The following is a 21,418-nucleotide window of genomic DNA, read 5'->3' as shown; positions in this document are numbered from 1 at the left end:
AAAAGAAGGAACTTCAACGGGGGATGGCTTATGAAGAAAAAAGGATGGGTGGCAGCTGGCGTCATTGCATTGATCAGCGTGGCGATTTTAATGATCGCTTTCTTTTCGGCCCAACCCGAAAAACGGGTTTCGGACGGCAAACCGGAGGGCGTGAATGCCAATTACGATTTGAATCTTGAAATGGACGAGGATGGGCTGTTCACGGTATCGTCTGTCATCGAAGTGACGAACGATTCCGAAGATGCCTGGGAGGAAATTGGCTTCTATCTCGTGCCGAATGCCATGAATGCGGTGGAGACCCATTCTTACCGGGACCGACAGGCGGAAGTCGAGTTGTTTGATGTATTAATCGGCGGGGAGCCGGCTGATTTCACGCTGGAAAATAATGAACTGATGATTCAATTGCCGACCGAGCTGGAAGTGGGCGGCGCTGTGGAAGTGACGGTCGACTACAGCCTGAAAGTGCCGGAAGACGGCATGCGCCTGGCTCAAGTGGATGATAATTTCTATCTCGCGCATTGGTACCCGATGCTTGGGGTTTACGATAACGGCTGGGACATTGAAGACTACGATCCAAAAGGTGAATCCTATGACACCGGCTACGGAAATTTCAGCGTCAGCTATGAGTTGCCTGAAGAATACCTGGTAGCCAGTTCAGCGGACGACGGCGCAATCGAGGCTGCAGCATCGGGTGAGCTGGCAGGCGATGATCTCAAGGATTTCTACATCGCCTTTATGGATCCGGAAGAATGGCAAACAGGAACGGCGCAAGCGGGCGACACAGACTTGCGGGTGTTTATGCCGGCGGATGCCGATTTGCTGGAAGAAACGATTGCGTTAGCGGAAGAAACCTACAGCCATTTCGAAAAGGAAATCGGCGACAATCCTTTCGATGAACTGGATATCATCGCGAACGACGGTTATATGGAATACCCCAACGTCATTGAAGTGGCGACGGAACAGGAAGCGATGGAGCCCATACTTGTCCATGAGATTGCCCATCAATGGTTTTATTTCCTGGTGACTAATGATCCGTTCGAAGATGCCTGGCTGGATGAGAGTGTGGCGGAATTTTTAACGGCGCTGTTCATCAGCGAGCGCAACGGCGATACGGACAGCGGTTTCTGGGATGCTTCGCTGAGCCAGGCCAGCCATCCGCCTGAGAAATACGTCAATCTGCCGCTGGATGAATTTGAAGAGGCCGCTTATTACTCGACGGTCTACGGCAAAGGGCCGTTGATGCTGAAAGAGTTTTTCGATGCCAATGGCGGCCGCGAAAATGCGCTGGAATTTTTATCGGATTATTACGCTGCATTCCAATTTAAAGCGGTGGACAGCGAAGACTTCAGAATTTTCTTCGAAGATTATTTTGACGGGGACCAGAGCGAGTTTTTGGACAGCTGGATCGAGCCGGCAGATGCACCTTAATGAAAGAGGGTATTCGAGTTGAAACATATTTATGCTTTTGAAAAGATGGCAGACTACGAGAAATTCGAGCCGGTTATCAAGCGCTTCAGTGAACGGCTGGCGGACTACGAGCAGACTTTGTCCCAAGACTTCGCTTTGACCGATAAGCCGAAAGGCATCGTCTGGACAACGGCTGAGCTGGCGACTTCGGTGCTGTCGGACATCCCGATACCGGCCTATACCAATAAAGACGTCATTTACATCTCACCTGATTTGGACGCGTGGCGCAAACTTTTCATCCGGCAATTGGACGGCAAAGAGCTGCCTCATATTCGAAAGTTTTACGAGAACTATTCGGAAAACCACCTGTTCACGATCGTCGGTCATGAGCTGACCCATCATTCGGATTTATTTCCGGATGAATTCGACGAAGAGCGGGATGACAGCATCTGGTTCGAAGAGGGCATGTGTGAATACCTGCCGCGGAAATTGTTGTTGAGCGAAACCGAGTTCGATGACATCACCGCGGTGGAGCGGGAATTGGTCGAGGCATTCACGCCGGAATACGGCGGCCGTTCCATCGACGATTTCGGCAGCAGTTCCTATCAGGGCAGCTTATCGAGCATCATGTTCGATTATTGGCGCAGCTTTCTCGAAATTACTTATTTAGTGGAAGAACGCTTTGATAATAACATCCACGCAGTTTTTAATGAGTACCATAGATGGCATGGAGCGGGGCGCAGGGTTTCACTGACGGCATATTTTGGATTGGATCAATAAAATAAATGAAAGTGAAAGCCCGCCGGGAATTGGCGGGCTTTGTTTATGGGGAGAGTGGATGGAAAAGTGGGCAAAACAAATTGGAAAGTATTTAAGCTGAATTGGAAAGTATTTATGCCAAACTGGAAAGTATTTCGAGTGAATTGGAAAGTATTTGAGCCAAATTGGAAAGAAAGTCCAAAATATGGAAATTAATAATTTAAATTCACATCATATTGGCAGCAATTCAAGCTGAATCAGGCTCTCTTCCAACTCATTTTGATTGGAAGAGAACTTTTTTAAATCACAAGCTTCAAAAACCTCGCACCAACGACCAAATCAGGGGGAAAAACGCCAAAAAACTCCTCAAGCCGCCGAAAAGTGAAAAAACAAAAGCGGATGTTTTTCGCAGCCGCGAAAAACTCCAGTCTTTTAAAGGAACCTTTGCGTCCGCAAAGGTTTTATCCGTTCATCGGTCCTAAGTCAGCAAGGACTCGATAAAATACTGCAGATCTGCAGTCCAGATGTTCAAATAATACATTTTGTCGAAGTAAATCATGGCGCCCATCACTACGATGATTGCTCCGCCGAATTTCATCAGAGCAGAAGAATACTTCATGATGAAACGCGTCTTGCCAATGAAAAATGCCATGATGATAAAAGGCACACAGAAGCCGAGTGAATAAGCGGTGACGACTGCAAGCGTATGTGCAGGATTAACCAGGCTGCCGTATGTGATGATGGCGCCGAAAATCGGTCCGATGCACGGCGTCCAGCCCGCCGAGAAGACGAATCCGACGACAAAACTATTCAAATAACTGGCGGGCTTCTTTTCATGTTTTATGCGTTTCTCCTTAAACATGAATTCAGGCTTGATGATACCCATCAAAAACAAGCCCATGAACACCAGAAAGATGCCGCCAAGCATCTGGATGAGCGTTTCATTTTGGGTGAATAAACCGGCTATTGTGCTCAAAGAAAAGCCGAGGACGTAATAAATGACAGAAAATCCGAGTGAAAAGAAAATTGAATGGATTAAGACTTTTTTTCTGAAAGCAGCTTGTTTATTCTCTTTTAATTCATTTACGGAAACACCGGTTATGTAAGAAACAAAAGAAGGATACAAAGGAAGGCAGCACGGGGATATGAATGCCAGAAATCCGCCGGCCAGCGCGACCCAAATAGTGATATTTTCCAAAGTCAACACCTCTATGCTATTCTAGCACAGGAGAGTTAACGAATATTTCCATAATTTCCATAGAATTTTACAAATAGATGAACAGAGGCGGATTGCGGATGAATAAGAAGAAAAAACGTATGATTTACAGGATTTCGGTCTTAGGACTGCTCGCAGTGATGGTGTTTTACGCAGCTTATGAAAGTATGAAAGAAGAACCGGAAACGGCCATGACTTCGCAGGGAAAGCAGGCTCCTAATTTTGCCGGTGAGACGGTGGCGAACGAGATGCTTGTTTTATCCAACGAGCTTGAAGGCAAAACGCTCATCAATTTCTGGGGATCCTGGTGTGAGCCGTGCAAACGCGAAATGCCGGCACTTGAAAACGCGCATTCAAAATATAAAGATGATGGTTTCAAAGTCATTTCCATCAATTTGGGCCAGTCCGACTTCATAGCCGGCCAATTCATCGATCAATACCAGCTGACTTTTCCCGTGATGATCGATCAGGACGGGTCAATCAAAGAAGCGTATCGTGTAGGCAATTTGCCAGCTTCCTTCCTGGTTGATGAAAAAGGTGTGATCGAAGAGGTTCATGAAGGTGAGCTGTCAGAAGAAATGCTTGAGGGATGGATTAACTAAATGAAGATAATAAGGCTTTCTCTTAAAGGGGAAAGCCTTTTTTATCGTCTTCAAAGGTGAATGAAAGGGAAGTATCGAAGTATCTAGTATAGGGAAAAATTCAAAGATTGTTGGATAGAGTAATAAAACTGGAGGTCGATCCATTGAAAAAACACACATTCTTATTATTTTTATTGCCATTGCTGCTGCTTGCTGCCTGTTCGTCGGAAGCAGCACAATCGGTTGAAACGGCTGAAGAGCAGGCAGAGAAAGAGCTTGATGCGGAAATTTACATTCCTGATTTTGAAGAGTATCCGATTGTATCGGCGGAAATCATCTCTGTTCCAATGGCCAGCTCGAAGAGTCTCCTGGTAACGTACTCGCGTGAAAAGGGTTCATTGAAGAGCGGTGAAATCATTTCAAATCACGAGGAAACGGTTGGATCTGAAGTCATCTACGGCATTTACGAAGGAGATCCGATCTTGTTCAAAATTACTTTCGACAAAAATGAAATAATCAGCGGGGATAACAGCCACGAACTTAGGACAGTGAACGGGGAGTCTGTTCTTTACCACGAGACCACCAGCGGTGACAACGAGTATTTGACTGCTTTTTTTAATGGAGAACAGGGTTCGTATTCATTCGAGTTTATGCTGACGGATGAATTGACGGAAGACGAAGCCTATTGGGTGATTTCAACTGTGATTCAAGGCCAGAATTCGAACTGAAAGTATGTTGGAGGATAGAAGATGAGAATTGAAGAGAAAGAATTTATTGTCAACGAACTGCAGTACCGTATAAGGTCAGCGGCGACAGCGGATGCGAAAGCCCTGTCCGAAGTCAGGCTGCAGGTGGACGGTGAAACTGAAAATCTGGATAGAGAGCCGGGCGAGGCATACATAGATGAAGCCGGATTCAAACGGATCATCGAAGATGATGCCGCAAGCAGCAGGAACCTATTTCTGGTGGCTGAAGCGGATGGCCGGATTGTCGGATTTTCAAGATGCGAGGGCAATTCACTCAAACGAACCGCCCATCAAGTGGAGTTCGGTGTCGGCGTATTGGAGGCGTATTGGGGCTACGGCATAGGAAAGAATCTATTAAAGAGATCCATCGAATGGGCAGATGGCAATCACATTAGAAAAATGACGTTGAAAGTCCTTGAAACGAATAAAAAAGCGATTCTTTTGTATGAAAAATATGGCTTCGAGGTGGAAGGAATCCTTAAGGACGACAAGTTGTTAAGTGACGGGAAATTTTATAATACGGTTTTGATGGGGAGGATTGGGTGATAAAGGATTAATTCTTATGCAAATTAATCCTTAAATCTATTCAATTACAAATTCAGCAGCAAGAATTTTTTGCTCCGATTCGGTGTGGAATGATTTCATAATACGGTAAGTACCTTCCTGCAATTGATAATGAAGCATATCAATCGGCACTTCATCAATATAAGTCTCACCAATGGCTATTCCGATTTCTGCATCAGTGAATCCTAAGTTTTTATACGGAATCTGATACCAGTCGTCATCTTCCAGTTTTTCAAGGTAAATAGCTGCACTAAAACCGATCTCTTTGCTTCCGGTATTTTCAATGACCAGATGGATTTGCTCGATAGGAAGAGAGTAGGTTTCCTGTTCACTTGATATGCGGACGGCAGCACCCTGTTTTTGAAATTCACTTGGCAAATCGTTGAATGGAGACTCTTTTTCCAGAGTGGTGGGATCCTGGCCAATACAGGCAGTTAATGAAAATGTGAAAATAGTCAGCAAGCCAATCAGTTTTCTGTAATGCATGACCAATTCCCCCTTTGATAGAGTAGTCGTTTAAGTAAGGCATACGTTACGGAAAAGAAAGCTAAAAGTTCAGGGATTCAGAATATCTTGAAGGGAGCATGTTAATGCCAACCATAAACCACGAAATCTACATCGAAGCGCCAGTTGAAGTCTGCTTTGATCTTGCCAGAAACGTTGATGTGCATACGGAAACAACCGGTAAGACAAAAGAGCGGGCTGTTGCGGGAGTGACGTCCGGCTTGATGGAAAAAGGGGATTCGGTTACGTGGGAAGCTGTGCATCTCGGCGTAAAGCAGAAACTGACGGGCAAAATTATCGAAATGGAAAAGCCGCATTCGTTTACGGATGCAATGGTGAAAGGTGCTTTTCATTCCTTCACGCATACACACGAATTCAGTAGTAAAGGGAGCGGCACGGTCATGAAAGACCGGTTTGTTTATAAGGCTCCTTTAGGAATTCTCGGCAAGATTGCTGACAAGCTGTTTCTGGAGAAGTATATGACCAGGTTTATTGCGGAGCGGGCGATTGAGTTGAAAAAGATAGCGGAAAGAACAATTGAGGGGCAAAGCACTTAGTTAATAGTGAAAATCACGACCAGGATATATTTTGAACAGGAGGTGTCGACGAATTGAAGAAATCATTCCTTTCTATACTGGGCGGTCTCGTACTGGGGTTGATTTTAGCCTTTCTCCTTTTCGATTATCAAAGCAGTTGGAGCACCCATTTAAACAGGGCCGGGGTTGACCAAATTGTCAATGAGATGGATTTTGATTTTGTATTCAACTCTTCATTATTGGTAATAGGTATATCAATCTTGATCTTTTTGGTTTGGAGTTTCGTTGATAAGAAAAGGGATGAAAAGTTTCTGAAGGATCATGAGAGCGGCAGAAAATAGAGTTATACGCTCTGCGAAAAAACAAATATAAAAAACAGGGCGAACCAAATTCTTGGCTCGCCCTGTATGCTGCTATAAATCTTAAGCCAGTTCCGGATCAATGGACTCATCGCTGATCTCTCCGACAATTTCCTCCAGGATATCTTCCATTGTCACAAGCCCGACTGTCGTTTTGTCGTCGGCAGCAGTCACCATTGCCATATGGGTCCGGTTTTGCTGCATTTTTGTCAGTACTTTTTGGATTGGTGTATTCTCAGTGAAACTCGGCATCGCATGAATAAAGGAAGACGGTTCCTGTTTTCTGCCTGCAGCCATACTGGTGAGCAGCTCTTTCGTATTAATGTAACCGAGAAGCCGGTCTTTATTGCCGCCATCGGTTACCGGATAGCGGGTGAATTCATGCTCATCCAATGCCGCGAAAAATTCGGAGCGGGAAAAGCCGTTGTCGACTGAGACCATTTGATCGCGTGGAATCATGATGTGTTTCACAACGCGGTCGTCAAAAGCGAAAATGTTTTTGAGATAAGTCAATTCGGTCTGGTTGATTTCACCGCTCTGGTAGCTTTCCGCCATGATCAGCTTCAACTCTTCTTCGGAATGGGCTTCTTCATGGCCGGCTGGTTCCACCTTGAACAGACGCAGCAATAAACGCGCCGAACCGTTCATTAGCCAGATGAAAGGGTTCATGATTTTGCCGAACCAATAAAGCGGCGGGGCGAGCATCAACGTCATGCGCTCGGCGTATTGAATTGCCAGGGTTTTTGGCGCCAATTCCCCGATGACCACATGCAGGAACGTGACAATTCCGAGTGCAATCGCATAGGAAAGAACAGTAGCTGTTGCTTCAGATAACGCGAAATAGTCGAATACGGGATGCAGCAGCTTTTCGACGGTCGGTTCACCCAAAGCACCAAGTATCAATGCAGTGATTGTGATGCCGAGCTGGCAGGCTGACAGATAGTAATCCAATTCGTTTGCGACTTCTTTGGCGCGAACGGCTTTTTTATTGCCTTCTGATATCAATTGATCGATTCTGGACATGCGCACTTTCAAAGTGGCGAATTCCGCACCGACAAAAAATGCTGTCGCGAGTATCATCAGCGCGACGAGCAGTAAATTGATGATTATTTGTCCATCCAATATGGTTCCCTCTTAAACGAGGGATTCACCTCCGTGTAATTGCTCATTGTATTTATTCGTTTTTAGATTTGGGATGATAAAGAACCTGCTTGACCTGCTGGTGATCCATTTCCACAACTGTCCAGATTCCATTGTCGCCAGTGAACACATCACCAGTTTGAATTTCACCCAGACTCTTGTAATGAACCCAGCCGCCGATTGTATCTATATCTTCGCCTTCATCAAATTCGAGGTCAAAGCGGTCCTCCAGGTCTTTCAGCAGCACGCGTCCGTTGATCAGATAATCGGCTTCATTGGTTTTGCTGATATCGGGTACTTCATCTGCATCAAATTCATCGCGGATTTCACCGACGATTTCTTCCAGAATATCTTCCATCGTAATCATGCCGGCAGTTCCGCCATACTCATCTGCAACCAATGCAATGTGGACGCGTGCCTTCTGCATTTTCATCAACGCATCCTGCAAACCTGTCATTTCAAAAATGGTCGGCATGTCGCGGACAAAATTCTGAAGTTCCCATGGACGGCCAGCGACGATGTGCGGCAGCATTTTCTTGGCACTGACATAACCGATGATGCTGTCTTTGTCACCGTCTTCTGTGACAGGGTAGCGTGTGTAATTGTTTTCATCCAGTATCTCGACGATTTCTTCCAGCGGCATATCTTTATCGAGGGTCACAAGCTCTGTTCGCGGCACCATGATTTCTTTGGCGGCCCGCTCATCGAACGTAAAGACATTTTCCATATAGGAAAGTTCGGTTTCATTGATGGCGCCGCCTTCAAAGCTTTGCGCCATGACAATTTTGAGTTCATCTTCCGAATAGGCCTGTTCATGTCCAGGCTGGATGCCGAATGTCCGCAGCAATAAGCGGGCAGCTCCGTTCAATGCCCAGATGAAAGGCTTCATGATTTGCCCGAACCAATAAAGCGGTGGAGTCAACAGCAATGACATCTTTTCTGCAAATTCGATTGCCAATGTCTTTGGTGCCATTTCTCCCACGACTACATGTAAATAGGTAACCAGCAGGAAGGCGATGGCGTACGAAGAAGCTGAGGCAATAGCATCCGATACGGCAAAGAGTTCGAAAATCGGATACATCAGCCGTTCGACGGTCGGTTTACCGAGCGCCCCGAGTCCGAGGGCTGTCACCGTGATGCCGAGCTGGCAGGCTGACAAGTAATAGTCCAGGTTGCCGGCCACTTTTTTAGCGGTAACCGCTTTTTTATTGCCTTCTGCAATCAGCTGGTCGAGCCGGGACATCCTGATCTTGACCACCGCAAACTCTGATCCGACAAAAAAAGCTGTCAGGCCGAGCAATAGTACCAATAATCCTAAATTCAATATCGTAATTATATCCACTTATGTCCCTGTAAAAGGGATTCACCTCCGGGGTTTATTGGAGCAAAACCAAAAGAGCCGTGATGGCAGCCATCTTTCTCTCCAGTGCTTTGCCCGTTTGTGTCTTCGCATAATACGGTGCATCCTTCAGCTGTTTTTCCAGCCGGACGATTTTTTGCTGCAGCTGATCGAACTCATTGATCACTTCATCAATCAGTTCATCCGTTTCCGGAGTATCGCCTGCACAAATAATTTCCCTAATCTCCGCGATCGACATGCGCTGTTTCTTCAATGCCTGAATCCGTTCGAGCGTGTGCAGAACATTGGGCGGGTAAAGCCGGTAATTAGCTTCAGAGCGTTCGAATGCCAATAAACCCGCAGTTGTATAATAATCAATGGTTCTTACAGACACACCACTCTGTTTTGCTATTTCACCGATTTTCATTAAATCCTTCCCAATGCACTCACCTCCAATTTAAATTAAGAATATCCTATCACATCGGGAAGCAAACCATACAGTGGAACGTAATGGTTTATGGCAATGAAAACTCGTCCCACTTAAATTTGCCACAATTCAGACAAAAACAATCTATTGTTTTCTTTTGAATGATGCTATACTGACGTTACAACTCAATAGACTTTTGACATTCGTCAAAGGGGAGTAGCTATAGGGAAACCTATTTCACAGTCGTCATTACGTGGTTAAGAGCCACCGGCTGTGATAGCAGTTAATTTTGCTTAGCAAGACCTTTGCCTTTAATTAGGCTGGGTCTTTTTTGTTGCAAAAAATTAGCTGGGGGTTTGGAAGATGGAAGCGATTTTATTGGAATATGTATGGGTGCTGCTCGTTCTTGTAGCACTGGAAGGGTTACTTGCTGCAGACAATGCGGTGGTTATGGCGGTGATGGTCAAGCACTTGCCGAAAGAGCAGCAGAAAAAAGCGTTGTTCTATGGATTACTGGGAGCGTTCGTGTTCCGTTTCGCAGCATTGTTCCTGATCACGCTGCTCGTCGATGTTTGGCAGATTCAGGCGTTAGGTGCGGCTTACCTGTTGTTCATCGCCTTCAAGCACATTTACGACCAGCGAAAACACAAGGAACATTCGCATGAGCCTGAAGCGACAAAAGGTTCAGGTTTCTGGACGACCGTTTTCAAAGTCGAGCTGGCGGACATCGCGTTCGCGATCGACTCCATGCTTGCTGCAGTCGCTTTGGCGATGACATTGCCTCACTTGGGCTCGATGGAAATCGGCGGCATCAACGGCGGCCAGTTCGGCGTCATGCTTGCCGGTGGATTGGTCGGCCTCGTCATCATGCGTTTCGCGGCACATAAATTCGTTAAATTGCTGGCAAACTACCCGCAGCTTGAAACAACTGCCTTCGTCATTGTCGGCTGGGTCGGCGTAAAGTTGACTGTCCTGACTCTGGGGCATAAAAATCTCGGCATCCTGCCATACGATTTCGTCCACTCGGCAGAATGGAAGCTGATTTTCTGGGGAGTCTTGCTTGCGATTGTTGCAGTCGGAGCGTTGGTTAGTGTCAAGAAGAAGCGTGAGTCAGAGAAGCTGGCTTAATGGAATAAAATCGGCCGGCTCAGGGGGGACTCTTCCGGGCCGGTTTTTTTGATAGAAATAATGAAGGGAAGCGGTGTCTTTTGAGTCGGTTTTCTTGGGAATTGAAATATATGCGCTAAAGACAGGGGAGTATGCGCGCAAAAAGACAAGTATGCGTCGAAGGAGGATATGAATGCGCGGAAGAGATCCAAGTATGCGCGGAAACCGGTCATGTTTGCGCGGGAAGATGCTTTTTTGTCTTTTGTATTATTTTTATGCCCTGAAAAACGGCGCAAGTTGAAGAATGCCACCCTGCTTCACCCCGCCCACAAAATCAAAAGAGCTAAAACGGATGTTTTTCGCTGCGCGAAAAACTCCAATCCATTAAAAGAAGGCTTCGCATCCGCGAAGCCTTTTGCATTTTGTCAAACCTCTTCATGAGCCAATCGCACATCATAACTCCGCATCGACCTGAGATCGCCTCTTGAAATCAGCTGTCCTGAACGGGTCAGTGAACGGAGCCTATAATCGATCCAGGCATCGGAATAGATGTGATAGGAATGCCCCAAAACTTCGCCGACAATCCGAGTTGCCTTGACGAAACCGTCGTTCAAGTTCTTTTCTTTTTGCCCGCGTACACATTTTAAAATGAAAGAATCGTCCCGCGTCTCTTCGGCGTCCAGAATTTCCCCGTTTTTCCAAGACCGCAATAGACTCGTACTCGACAGCAATTTCAACATGTCATCAGCTAACGCGACCGTTTCGGCATTCGGCAACCGCGTTCTCGAATGCTTAAAAAAGTGGGCCATTTGCTTGTTGTTACATTCCCCCGAATGTCGGATTTCAACCTCAATGTCCGAATCTCTCATCAATTCATTCATCGCTTCAGCGGTGTTGACGACGGACAGATCTACCTTTTTATTTGCCATAAGAAAACAAACGAGGCGCAGCCCAATTTGTTCCGCTGTATTTTCACCTGTCCAGATCGTTGCCTGGTCGCCGTCTTTCAAACTTTTTATTTTCTCTAAAGTCTGCCGGTACGTTTCTTCCTGATGCCCGAAATAATCATCTTCGAATGTAAATGAAGATCTGAGCCAGTCCACATGGCGCTGAATGCCTTCTTCTTCGTGGATTGCCGCAATCGGCCCCAGCGAAAGATCAAGCGACAAGGGGTAAATCTGATGGTTTTTCCCTCGAAAAGCCAGCTTCAAAGAGCCGGCAGCCGATTCTCCAACGACAAAATGATTCATTGTCCCACTCCTTTTTTATTACATAATATCCCATGTGTTTAAGCTTATCATAAGATTTAAAAAACCACGTTGCCTCTTTTTCACCTATACTTATAAAAACGAAACTATTATCAGAAAACTTGCGTCTATTGGGTGTTCAGGAAGGGATGGGGGCGTATGCCGGTGCATGAAGACACGAAAATAAGCGATGAAGAGATGAAAAAGATAATGGACAGCCACGGGGAATACCTGATCCGGCTGGCTTATTTCTACGTAAAGGACTGGTCGATGGCCGAAGACATCATGCAGGAAGTGTTCATCAGCTATTACCACAAATCCGCCCAGTTCGACAACCGCGCTTCCCTGAAAACCTATTTATCGAAAATTGCCGTCAATAAATGCCGTGATCATCTGCGGAGCTGGAAAAACAAACGCTCGTTGTTTTCGAATGGAATCGGCAGTTTAATTTCTTCAGGCAAATCTCCCGAGGCAGCCTTGGAGCAGCACACAGTCCAGGGCAATCTCACGAATAAAATTCTTGAGCTTCCGGTTAAATATCGGGAAGTGATCCTGCTGTTCTATTACCAGGAATTCACGTCGAAGGAAATCAGCGAGCTGCTGAACTGCCCGGAAAACACTGTCAAAACGAGATTGCGCCGCGCAAAGGATTTATTGCGCGAAAAAGTGGATTTGAAAGAGTGGGAGGGGATGCAGGATGAATAAATTCAAACGTGACCTGGATGAGTTTGTCGGCGAATCGCCTCGCTTTAACGAACCGCTGAAGCGGAAAATTCTAAATGACATGAAAAAGGAGCAGCGGCCGGCGAACCGGTTTGCTGATTTTAAATATGCCGCTGTACTGATGTTGCTTTTGACGGTCGTTACAACTTTTCTTGTCTTGAATATGGGTGAGAACAATACGGATCCATCCGGTCCAGCAGGAACGACGAGCGAATTGCCTGCTCTGACGGACCCGGATACGGTGCCGGAAATTGAAATGGTCGAAGCTAAGGAGAACACAATCTTAGTCGAATGGGGATCAGACGCAATGGATCGTGGAAATCATGATTATGACACCATTACCAACAGTAGCTTAGTTGTTGAAATGGAATATGAAGAAGTCCGTCGTGGAGACGTAGTATATTATAAAACTCCGGTTTCAGCCATCAATAAAAACTCGAATTTACCTGAGTATTATATTGCCAGAGTTGTAGGATTGCCGGGAGAAACCGTGGTAATACGCGAGGGGCAGATTTATGTGGACGACAAAAAACTTGATACGTTTTATGGGGCTGCAACAAGTTTAGGGCTCAGCAAGGACGAATATTTTAAGATGGTGGAACGAAACGTTGAAGAAGGAACCCTGACAACAGATATAGAAGTTTCTGAAGAAGAACAAATATCCTGGGTGAACGTGGACTCTATGAAAGAGTATTTCGCTACCTCGATGGAACCTGTAAAAGTATCAAACGAAGCTGTCTTTGTTTTAGTCGATCAATGGTGGAGAGGCACTGACAGCAGAGACTTCGGAGAATTGCCTTTAGAAGCGGTTGAAGGCAAGGTTTTAGGATATGCAAAAGATTAAGCGCATCTATAAACGAGTACTGCTTTCTGGCGGTGCTCTTTAATTATTCCATAAAGGAATTTTCAGGAATAAATAGAATTTATTATAGAAATAGAAAAAATTAAACGACAGCAGAGGAGAATTGGATTGGAACAGATAACTAACCAGAATTGGAATCTCAACACTTTATATGCTGGGGGAAGCTAGTCGATCGAATTGAAAAATTTAATTACCGAGTAGAAGGAGATAAGCAATGAAAGCGTGGAAAACAACAGATTCCGAATATCTCTACAAAACCCCATTCGGAAATTTAAGAAAAGATGCATGCAAACTGCCAAACGGCATCACTATCGATGACTATTACGTAAACGAATTTGCCGATTGGGTAAACGCGGTCGTTTTGACAAAGGACAATCAAATGGTACTGGTTGAGCAATACAGGTACGGAGGCCAAGGATTCTATCTTGAAATTCCTGCGGGCAAAAAAGAAGAAGGGGAAACCGATGAAGAAGGTATACTCCGGGAAATCCAGGAAGAGACGGGATACACTTCTATGGAAAACCCGGTATTGCTCGGTGAATTCATGGTGAATCCAGCAACACAGAATAACAAGATAAAAACTTTTCTTCTAACGGATGCTTATAAATCTGCTGAACAGCATCTCGATGAAACAGAAGAGATAGAAGTAAAATTAATCGAGTTTGAGAAATTTGGCGATTTGATAAGAAACCAGGAAATTCAAACGCAGCTTTTCACTGCCAGCGCCTATTACATGGCGAAGGCAGTATTGGATGAAAGATAAGCTATTAAAAGGAGTGCTGCACTTGAACACCACCAAAAATAACGGCTTTAGGTTTCTTGATTTTATTGCCATAAAGGAAGAAGAAATAAAGGGTTACGCTCCGATCGCCGGGTCCTTTGCGGTGATCAGCTGTGAGGAGAAGGTTCTGATGGTCTATAACGTCTGGCGGAAACAATGGGAATTGCCTGCAGGGCGGCGTGAAGGCGATGAGACGGAGAAGGAATGCGCCATCCGGGAGCTTTATGAGGAAACCGGCCAATACATAACGGAACTGAAGTTTAAAGGGCTGTTGAAATTGGAGAATAGTTCTGATGGCAGCGTCAAATACAATCCTGTTTTTGCTGGCAGTAGGGAGAAGCTGCAGCCATTCCTGAAGAATGACGAAACGTCAGAGATGAAATTATGGGACCGAAGCGAGGTACTCGGCGTTATAGATGAAATGGATTTGAAAATTCTTGATTATATTTGATGGGTGAAAGGGGCTTAGAAATGGGATCTTTATTTTTATCCGGCGGTGGAGACCGGAAGAACACTGAGAAGTTTGATGAGGAATTCAGGCGGCAAATCGGTCAGGCGAAGCCGCTCTTATATATCCCGATTGCGATGGACGGTATGATTCCCTACGCTGATTGTCTTCAGTGGATGCGGGATGTCTTCAACCCGCTGGGCATTCATGAAATCGTCATGTGGACCGATCTTCACCGGAAATCGGTGGACGATCTGCAGCAATTCTCAGCCGTTTATATCGGCGGGGGGAATACGTTTCATTTATTGAATGAAATGCGGAATTCCGGTTTCGATAGGGTGTTGAAAGAATACATACAAGGTGGTGGCGTCGTTTATGGCGGGAGCGCCGGCGCCATCATTCTGGGCTCGAACATCATGACCAGTGCACACTTGGATGACAATAGAGTGGGCGTACACGATTTCGCCGGATTGGATGTGCTCGACGGCCTGGCTGTCTGGTGCCATTACGAAAATGAAAACGATGAAATGATCCGTCGTTATATCGAAGATTTTGATGCGCCGGTCATCGCGTTGCCCGAAGAAAGCGGTGCGTATTTTCAGGATGGGCACATCAAAGTCACGGGCACGAAGTCTGCTTATCTGTTTATCGGTGACGACAAAGTCGAGCTGCAGCCAGGGGAGGCATTCAATTTCAGTGGAGATGGCGAGTACGATGCGCAGGCTATCGTTGGCGACAAAAAGCCGTTCAACGATGCAGTTGGGCATATGCAGAGCATCGAAGGCTACCCTGCTGCAGGAGATTACAGAAATCTGGAGACGATGCCTAAGGCACTTCAGGTTGGCGGGTATCTTTTTGTGGGGCTTGCGGTAATTTTGTTTGTTTCAATTGTTGTGGCGGGATGGGTTTTGCAATAAATGCTGAAGGGACGGCGAGTGGAGCTGTCCCTTTTTGCGTGGAATGAAAAATGTGCGATGCAAAGCCGCGAAATGGCTAGTTGGGAATAAAACCATTGAAGTTGGGAATAAACGGAGCGAAGTTGGGAGTAAATCGATGAAAGTTGGGAGTAAACAGGTCGAAGTTGGGAGTAAATATAAATCGCTCGAAAATGAAACTGCGAAAGTTTCGATTTCACTCAGCAGAAGGCTGATATTGTCAATAAATATCGACTCGCTAGCTGCAATTAACCAGTTGGGCATAAATCAGTCAAAGTTGGGCATAAACGGACCAAAGTCGGGCATAAAACACAAGAAGTTGGGCATAAACAAGCCCGAGTTGGGCATAAACCAAAATCGACCGGAAAACCCCCACCCCCCAGTCGCACAACCCAAAAAGAAGCGCCGCCCGGCAAACCGGACGGCGCGACAAAACCTGTTTTATTCCTTTTCAAGGTCCAGCCAGCTGTTCAGGAATTCACGACTGTCTTCGCCATGCTGTTCCACAAAAAACTCCGCAAACTTCTCAGTGTTGACGTAGTCGAAACGGAACTGCTCCACATATGCCGATAAAAAGTCGAAAGCCGCATCAGAGCCGCCGTTCGCTTCGAAATACTCCTGCAGCAGGAGAGGCGTTTTTCCGTAAATGGTCGAATAGTAATCGCCTCTTTCGAATTCGCTCAACGGCAAATTGATCAAGTGGGCTGTCGGGCTGGTCTGCGCCATTCTTTCGGCAAACTTGAATGGATCCGGATACCCTTCTTCGACCATATACATGGCTGCCACCCATTCCGTGATGCCTTCATCAAGCCACGAATCGGTGTAGGGGTCATTCGCCACCAGATAGTAGAACCACTGATGCGCGATTTCATGGATCAGCGTGTGTTCAAAATCGTCCGGATTACTGTTCACTTCAATGATATTCGGATATTCCATGCCGCCGTCATTGGCGATGACGTCCAATTCTTCGGCAGGATGGTCGGCAATCCTTTCTTCAAAGAAAGCGAAAGCATCTTCTGTTACTGCCATCATGTCCGCTGTGAAATCCAGCCCGGCAGAAGGGATATAAACTCGGAGCGCCGTATTGTTGACGCTCGAAGCCGCCGTATGCCAGTCATCTGGATCCATCAACGCGAGATAGAAATCTTTGATATTGTCGCCCGCCAATGTCCCGGAAGCCGTCGGCAAAACTTCGCCGTCCACTGCAGAGCTCGCGACTAAATACTCCGCCGGCAATTGATAATCGATTTCGTAGCTGCCATAGGAAGTGTGATAGGATTCGCCTTTGCTGTCGTAGTCCTCGATGTTCCAGCCGTCACTGTAATGGCCGAGCATCGGGTACCACTGCGCCAAGTAAAAATTGTCATCCACCTGCGACAGGCGGTTGCCGTTCTCCGGAAGCTTCAAGGTGTAATCGATCTTCACCGTTTTCTTCTCATCCGGTTTCAATTCCGCATCCAATTTCAACATAAGGCGATTATCGACCAACTCGAACGGAATCTCCTCGCCATCCGCGGTGATGCTCGAGATCGCCGTTTCCGCACCGTCTTCCATGAAATCGGGTTTATTGGCATCCGTCAAAGCGTTCGGGATGAAATAAAAGCCGATATCTGTCCACGAATCCTGCGATTCGTTGGTGACGTCGATTTCAGCGCTGATCTGAAAAACGTCCTGTTCGTCCAAAGCAAGATCGATATTGTAAGCTGCACTTGCGCCAGGAGATATACCGCTGGCTGAGTCCGTCTCGCCAAGCGGAATCTCCACGACGACCGGACTCGGATAAAATTCGCCGCTCGCCACAAAGACGGCGCGATCGAGATCTTTCGGAAGTTCGTAAGTCAAAATGGCGGTCATTTTGTTTGGAATCAAAAACTTATACTTGTGCCGCCATTTATCGCCGCCTTCGGTCACTTCCATATTCACCACGGGATATTCGGTGCCCTTATCGTCCATCATTTTAAAACCATGAGGCTTATAAGTCGTGGATCCACCCTCAGTCTCACTGGAACGATCAAGCGTCACCGGAAAGGATATTAATCGATTCTTCTCATCGCTCACTTGAACACCAGCAGGAGTCTCGACCAAATCACCTAATCTGAACTCTGCCGTATCGTCAGTTCCGTCACCTAATGTATAGGAACGATACGCAATTTCCTGAAGTTTGGCGATTTCACCGGTTGCGGTTTCCGCGACCTCTTCCACGACGTCGCTTTCTTCCGGTTCATCTTTTTCAGGGGCATCCGCCAGTAACTCGCCTTCGGTTCCGGTCGTCGCCGTTTCCGAAACGTTGCCACTTGGTTCATTATTGATTTCCGGCAAAGTGAACAGGAACAGCGAGAAGATGCCGGCCACCAACGTGGCGCCTGCAGCGCCGAGCGCCCATTTGAATTGTTTCTCCACTTTTTTCGAATTCTGGAGCGTGCCGTTGATCGCCTGGTACGGCAGGATGCGCGCCGCTTTCTCGGCAGGCAGTAACGCACCCAGCACGCCGGTGATGACCGGAATCAGCATCGTCAGCGACAGGAAGCCCAATTCCTCAGTCGGCAGCTGGCCGTACATGGAATAGATAATGACCAGTGAAATCGCCATTCCGATGATGCCTGCCAGCAGGCCAGTCAAGACGCCTTCCCATAAAACAAGGAAGCGGACGCTGTTGTTCTGCCAGCCGGTCGCTTTCAGGACTGCGATCTGCGCCTGCCGTTCCGACACATTCTGCCACATGATTTCGGTCGTCGTTAATATGGCAATCAATAAAGCGACCCCCATTGCGACATAATGCATGGTGCCGACTTCGAGTGCGACGAATTCACCGAGCCAGGTCGCATAGAGCACTCCTTGCAGGCGAAACGTCACGAACAGGAAGAAGATGAACAGGCTGGTCGGCACCGCAATAGCGAAAACGGATAGGACACTTCGCTGCCATTGCGAGAACAGATTATTAAAACTCATGCCGATGACGGATTCCGACCGCACAATTCGTTTCGCGCGGTGTGAGACCTCGCCGGAGCGCATCGATTCAAATGGTTTTATTCTGCGTATCAAAGCAATAGGAATCAGCGAACCGAGCCAATAGATGGCGAGTCCGCTGACACCGATCAGGAAGACACGGAATGCGGAAGTGTCCACACTGCCCGACACGAAAAACGCACCGAGAATAAACCAGCTGATCAAGGCGACCAGGATGCCGAGAATCGTCGCTTCCAGAAACAGCAATTTAGATAATTGGGAATGGCGCCAGCCGAGCGCGAGCAGCACCGCAAATTCTTTTTTGCGGGCAAACAGCATGATGATGCTGGACGCGAAGACGTAAACGATGGCCACCAGAATGACGCTGGCGATGACGCCGCTCATGCCGATTTTCGCTTCTTTGAAAATGGAAATGGACGAACCGATTTTGATCCACGGCTGCTGTACCCAGCCGAGCGCTTCTTCTCCGTCGAGCCCAGGCAGGTGCGTCAAGGCCAGCTGCGGGGAAGAGCCGAGCGTGATGTCTGTGATGAGACCGGTTTGCTGTTCAATTTCAGCAGCAACTTCCTGCAATAAAGCCTCACTTTCTTCATCCATCATCTCAACGCCTTTGACGTTTACACGGATGGCGGAAATGGGCGTATCGCCTAAAATCTGCGCAGCTGCTTCCAGTGTCGTCAGCACGAGCGGCGGCTTTGTCAGGAAACCGTAATCGTCGTTTGTCGGTTTCATTTCCGCAGGGGGATTGATCGGATTGTTGTCCGAATCCATTACCCACTGGGCTTTCGCCGGGAAATAGGTTTCCATCGGCAGTTCCGTCAGCGGGTCTTTGGAAATCTGCAGCTTCTGCGGATCGAATACGCCGACAAAATCCAGGCGCAATTTCGGCCATTTCGAACTGTCGTAGCTGTATGGATTGACCTGGCGATACATATGTTTTGTAGCCCACGGCGAATCTTCCGGAAGCTCAAACGGTTCCACTTCATAGGTATACGGCCAGCGCTCCGGAAAAGGGCTCGTGACAGGCGTATATTTTACAATCGAAGGCTTTGCAGCAATCCAGGCTTGATCCGGTACCGCGCGAATTGCTTCGGAATAGGGATTTAAAATCTTTTGGGTCAGTTTCTCATGAACATCCGTAGTTTGATAAGTGAATTCTTTTACTGGCGTTCCTTCAAATTCATCAAGATATTCTTCGCCGCCTTTTGAGAGGATATCCTCAGCAATCGCTTGCTGATCTGCATCAAAAGCGATATCCAGTTTTTCAAAGCTGTAAGTGAGTTTGGCATCAACGAAATCCTGATTGCTGATCAGTGCCGGAACTTTGTATTCCGGTGTATCGCCAAGCACTTCGCCGGTTGGAGCAGAAACATCACTTTCATTGAAATAACGGCTGGAATCACTGACAATAATCGCTTCGTCCAAACCGGCCATGGCCGCTTCCGCCTCCGGATCAATGCCGGCAATCATGATGGAAGTTCCGTAAGATAAGATCGGAATGCCAGGTGAAATACCGTAATCGATGGCAGTCGTGCCACTCGGCATCCAGCCACCGGCAGTGACATAAGTAGATGTCTCTTCTGTCTGGATGCCAGCTCCTGTATTCGTTTCCTCAACCATCTTCATCCGGTAGATTCCGGGCTCAGTGATATTTGGATCTTCCAGTTCCACATAATTCGTATTGGAACCGATCATCGCAATCGGCGCAGCAATTTCCACATCCGCCATCGCTTTGATCTGCTCGTACTGTTCAAGCGAAATTCCGCCTTCCAGTCCGCTCAAATAATTGGGCTCGAGGAGGTTCAACTCTTCCGTGACACTGCGGCTGCCTTCCGGACGCACGACAATATGATAAGAAGATTTCCACCGCTTCTGCAGCTCATCGACCACCGTCCCGTTATTGGCCTGCGTAATGCCGACCAAATAACTGAGCCCGGTGCTCAGGATCAAAACGCCGACCAGCAACAGAATGAAGCGCTCTTTATTGCGCCACCAGGAATTCCAGATGAATTTAAGCATACTGACTTACCTGCGTGTCCGAGACGATTTCACCGTCGCGCATTTCGATTTTGCGATTGGCACGTTCAGCAAGCGCCGGGTCATGCGTAACGAAGAGTACGCCGCATCCTTTCTCTTTATTCAGCGTCTGCAGCAACTGGAAAATCACTTCGCCGGTTTCCGAATCGAGATTGCCGGTCGGCTCATCCGCCAGCAGCCATTTCGGTTCATGGACTAGCGCGCGTGCAATCGCGACGCGTTGCTGCTGGCCGCCGGAAAGCTGCGAAGGAAGCGAGTTCGCCTTGTCCTGAAGCCCAACCATCTGGAGCAGATCCAGTGCCCGCTGTTTCTTGTCGTAACTCACTTTGCGCCCGAATAACGGCGCCATGATATTTTCTGCAGCCGTCAGTGTCGGGATCAGATGAAACTGCTGAAAGATGAAGCCGATGTTTTCAAAACGAAAATCCGCCAGCTGCCGGCTGTTGAGCTTATGTACAGGCTGCTGTTCGTGCAGTAATTCCCCTGAAGTCGGCTCATCCAATGTTCCGATGATGCTGAGCAGCGTCGACTTGCCGGAGCCGGACGGGCCGATAATGGAAATAAAATCGCCTTCCTCTAATGTCACATCTATATTCTTCAACGCGAATGTCTCCACGCCATCTCCTTTAAACGCTTTCGTCAACTTGCGGCATTCGATGGTCTGGTTCAATGGAATCGCCTCCTGATAGAAAATGTTATTTTATCTATTCCAAATATACCAAATTTTAGAAGG

Annotated in this window: 22 protein-coding genes; 13 read left to right on the top strand and 9 right to left on the bottom strand. The window is 47.1% G+C overall.

The annotated features are described in order from the left end of the window. Positions 1-30 precede the first annotated feature (30 nt). Positions 31-1,428: a M1 family metallopeptidase gene (locus tag D2910_RS07275; RefSeq protein WP_117312943.1), complete on the top strand. Its 1,398-nt coding sequence runs from the start codon at positions 31-33 to the stop codon at positions 1,426-1,428. 18 nt (positions 1,429-1,446) lie between these two features. Then, positions 1,447-2,187, top strand: a complete 741-nt coding sequence (locus D2910_RS07270) for a hypothetical protein (RefSeq protein WP_117312942.1) — start codon at positions 1,447-1,449, stop codon at positions 2,185-2,187. Between the two features lie 457 nt (positions 2,188-2,644). Here the strand turns inward: D2910_RS07270 and D2910_RS07265 are convergent, their stop codons facing one another. Beyond that, entirely contained in the window at positions 2,645-3,364 is a 720-nt protein-coding gene (locus D2910_RS07265) for a cytochrome c biogenesis CcdA family protein (RefSeq protein WP_117312941.1), read from the bottom strand. Between the two features lie 98 nt (positions 3,365-3,462). On the opposite strand from D2910_RS07265, the gene D2910_RS07260 reads away from it, so the two are divergent. The 3 genes from D2910_RS07260 to D2910_RS07250 all read left to right on the top strand — a co-directional run bounded on the left by D2910_RS07260 (position 3,463) and on the right by D2910_RS07250 (position 5,255). After that, positions 3,463-3,984: a redoxin domain-containing protein gene (locus D2910_RS07260; RefSeq protein WP_165850152.1), complete on the top strand. Its 522-nt coding sequence runs from the start codon at positions 3,463-3,465 to the stop codon at positions 3,982-3,984. Between the two features lie 143 nt (positions 3,985-4,127). After that, positions 4,128-4,691, top strand: a complete 564-nt coding sequence (locus D2910_RS07255) for a hypothetical protein (RefSeq protein ID WP_117312939.1) — start codon at positions 4,128-4,130, stop codon at positions 4,689-4,691. A gap of 21 nt (positions 4,692-4,712) precedes the next feature. Beyond that, on the top strand, positions 4,713-5,255 hold the full coding sequence (locus tag D2910_RS07250; RefSeq protein ID WP_117312938.1) for a GNAT family N-acetyltransferase: 543 nt from the start codon (positions 4,713-4,715) through the stop codon (positions 5,253-5,255). 36 nt (positions 5,256-5,291) lie between these two features. Here the strand turns inward: D2910_RS07250 and D2910_RS07245 are convergent, their stop codons facing one another. After that, positions 5,292-5,759 (bottom strand): immunoglobulin-like domain-containing protein, encoded by a 468-nt coding sequence (locus D2910_RS07245; RefSeq protein WP_117312937.1) that lies wholly within the window; start codon positions 5,757-5,759, stop codon positions 5,292-5,294. 104 nt (positions 5,760-5,863) lie between these two features. On the opposite strand from D2910_RS07245, the gene D2910_RS07240 reads away from it, so the two are divergent. Together D2910_RS07240 and D2910_RS07235 are read left to right on the top strand one after the other, a co-directional pair. Continuing rightward, on the top strand, positions 5,864-6,334 hold the full coding sequence (locus D2910_RS07240; RefSeq protein ID WP_117312936.1) for an SRPBCC family protein: 471 nt from the start codon (positions 5,864-5,866) through the stop codon (positions 6,332-6,334). Positions 6,335-6,387: 53 nt separating this feature from the next. After that, a complete protein-coding gene (locus D2910_RS07235; protein ID WP_117312935.1) occupies positions 6,388-6,654 on the top strand; it encodes a hypothetical protein in 267 nt (88 codons plus the stop codon). A gap of 81 nt (positions 6,655-6,735) precedes the next feature. Here D2910_RS07235 and D2910_RS07230 read toward each other — a convergent pair whose 3' ends face one another. Genes D2910_RS07230 through D2910_RS07220 form a run of 3 tightly spaced genes read right to left on the bottom strand, consistent with a single transcriptional unit; the run spans position 6,736 to position 9,578 of the window. Beyond that, positions 6,736-7,794, bottom strand: a complete 1,059-nt coding sequence (locus D2910_RS07230; protein WP_117312934.1) for a hemolysin family protein — start codon at positions 7,792-7,794, stop codon at positions 6,736-6,738. Between the two features lie 52 nt (positions 7,795-7,846). After that, complete coding sequence (locus tag D2910_RS07225; RefSeq protein WP_117312933.1) at positions 7,847-9,154, bottom strand: hemolysin family protein; 1,308 nt, start codon at positions 9,152-9,154, stop codon at positions 7,847-7,849. Between the two features lie 34 nt (positions 9,155-9,188). Then, positions 9,189-9,578: a MerR family transcriptional regulator gene (locus tag D2910_RS07220; protein ID WP_117312932.1), complete on the bottom strand. Its 390-nt coding sequence runs from the start codon at positions 9,576-9,578 to the stop codon at positions 9,189-9,191. A 363-nt stretch (positions 9,579-9,941) separates the two neighbouring features. Between D2910_RS07220 and D2910_RS07215 the strand changes: the two genes are divergently transcribed. Next, the gene (locus D2910_RS07215) at positions 9,942-10,706 is read left to right on the top strand and encodes a TerC family protein (protein ID WP_117312931.1); all 765 of its coding nucleotides are present in this window, start codon (positions 9,942-9,944) and stop codon (positions 10,704-10,706) included. On the opposite strand, the gene D2910_RS16775 is transcribed toward D2910_RS07215, so the two are convergent. Further along, positions 10,703-10,996 carry a hypothetical protein gene (locus D2910_RS16775; protein WP_133299083.1) on the bottom strand — a complete coding sequence of 98 codons (294 nt, stop codon included), beginning with the start codon at positions 10,994-10,996 and terminating at the stop codon, positions 10,703-10,705. The genes D2910_RS07215 and D2910_RS16775 overlap by 4 nt on opposite strands. Positions 10,997-11,110: 114 nt before the next feature. Beyond that, positions 11,111-11,935 (bottom strand): DUF1835 domain-containing protein, encoded by an 825-nt coding sequence (locus D2910_RS07205; RefSeq protein WP_117312929.1) that lies wholly within the window; start codon positions 11,933-11,935, stop codon positions 11,111-11,113. Positions 11,936-12,091: 156 nt separating this feature from the next. On the opposite strand from D2910_RS07205, the gene D2910_RS07200 reads away from it, so the two are divergent. From D2910_RS07200 to D2910_RS07180, 5 genes are all read left to right on the top strand, one after another. Beyond that, complete coding sequence (locus D2910_RS07200; RefSeq protein ID WP_240633570.1) at positions 12,092-12,637, top strand: RNA polymerase sigma factor; 546 nt, start codon at positions 12,092-12,094, stop codon at positions 12,635-12,637. Then, complete coding sequence (lepB, locus tag D2910_RS07195; RefSeq protein ID WP_117312928.1) at positions 12,630-13,499, top strand: signal peptidase I; 870 nt, start codon at positions 12,630-12,632, stop codon at positions 13,497-13,499. The genes D2910_RS07200 and lepB overlap by 8 nt, the downstream gene beginning before the upstream one ends. Positions 13,500-13,731: 232 nt before the next feature. After that, the gene (locus tag D2910_RS07190; protein ID WP_117312927.1) at positions 13,732-14,280 is read left to right on the top strand and encodes an NUDIX hydrolase; all 549 of its coding nucleotides are present in this window, start codon (positions 13,732-13,734) and stop codon (positions 14,278-14,280) included. A 22-nt stretch (positions 14,281-14,302) separates the two neighbouring features. Next, entirely contained in the window at positions 14,303-14,749 is a 447-nt protein-coding gene (locus D2910_RS07185; protein WP_117313078.1) for an NUDIX domain-containing protein, read from the top strand. Positions 14,750-14,769: 20 nt separating this feature from the next. Continuing rightward, a complete protein-coding gene (locus tag D2910_RS07180; RefSeq protein ID WP_117312926.1) occupies positions 14,770-15,663 on the top strand; it encodes a Type 1 glutamine amidotransferase-like domain-containing protein in 894 nt (297 codons plus the stop codon). Positions 15,664-16,122: 459 nt separating this feature from the next. Here the strand turns inward: D2910_RS07180 and D2910_RS07175 are convergent, their stop codons facing one another. Both D2910_RS07175 and D2910_RS07170 read right to left on the bottom strand, forming a co-directional pair. Continuing rightward, positions 16,123-20,667 (bottom strand): FtsX-like permease family protein, encoded by a 4,545-nt coding sequence (locus D2910_RS07175; protein ID WP_117312925.1) that lies wholly within the window; start codon positions 20,665-20,667, stop codon positions 16,123-16,125. Beyond that, a complete protein-coding gene (locus D2910_RS07170; protein WP_117312924.1) occupies positions 20,660-21,355 on the bottom strand; it encodes an ABC transporter ATP-binding protein in 696 nt (231 codons plus the stop codon). Before D2910_RS07170 ends, D2910_RS07175 begins: the two co-directional genes overlap by 8 nt. Positions 21,356-21,418 lie beyond the last annotated feature (63 nt).

The sequence above is a fragment of the Planomicrobium okeanokoites genome (genome assembly GCF_003428875.1).
Taxonomy (GTDB): Bacteria; Bacillota; Bacilli; order Bacillales_A; family Planococcaceae; genus Planococcus; species Planococcus okeanokoites.
Note: the sequence above shows the minus strand (reverse complement) of the source record. Positions and strands in the feature narration are given on the sequence as shown.

Bases quoted from the DNA above. Each gene is read 5' to 3' on its own strand.
- D2910_RS07200 (WP_240633570.1), top strand. From the start codon at position 12,092: ATGCCGGTGCATGAAGACACGAAAATAAGCGATGAAGAGATGAAAAAG.
- D2910_RS07250 (WP_117312938.1), top strand. From the start codon at position 4,713: ATGAGAATTGAAGAGAAAGAATTTATTGTCAACGAACTGCAGTACCGT.
- D2910_RS07275 (WP_117312943.1), top strand. From the start codon at position 31: ATGAAGAAAAAAGGATGGGTGGCAGCTGGCGTCATTGCATTGATCAGC.
- D2910_RS07240 (WP_117312936.1), top strand. From the start codon at position 5,864: ATGCCAACCATAAACCACGAAATCTACATCGAAGCGCCAGTTGAAGTC.
- D2910_RS07245 (WP_117312937.1), bottom strand. From the start codon at position 5,759: ATGCATTACAGAAAACTGATTGGCTTGCTGACTATTTTCACATTTTCA.
- D2910_RS07220 (WP_117312932.1), bottom strand. From the start codon at position 9,578: ATGAAAATCGGTGAAATAGCAAAACAGAGTGGTGTGTCTGTAAGAACC.
- D2910_RS07205 (WP_117312929.1), bottom strand. From the start codon at position 11,935: ATGAATCATTTTGTCGTTGGAGAATCGGCTGCCGGCTCTTTGAAGCTG.
- D2910_RS07175 (WP_117312925.1), bottom strand. From the start codon at position 20,667: ATGCTTAAATTCATCTGGAATTCCTGGTGGCGCAATAAAGAGCGCTTC.
- D2910_RS07180 (WP_117312926.1), top strand. From the start codon at position 14,770: ATGGGATCTTTATTTTTATCCGGCGGTGGAGACCGGAAGAACACTGAG.
- D2910_RS07215 (WP_117312931.1), top strand. From the start codon at position 9,942: ATGGAAGCGATTTTATTGGAATATGTATGGGTGCTGCTCGTTCTTGTA.
- D2910_RS07260 (WP_165850152.1), top strand. From the start codon at position 3,463: ATGAATAAGAAGAAAAAACGTATGATTTACAGGATTTCGGTCTTAGGA.
- lepB (WP_117312928.1), top strand. From the start codon at position 12,630: ATGAATAAATTCAAACGTGACCTGGATGAGTTTGTCGGCGAATCGCCT.
- D2910_RS07190 (WP_117312927.1), top strand. From the start codon at position 13,732: ATGAAAGCGTGGAAAACAACAGATTCCGAATATCTCTACAAAACCCCA.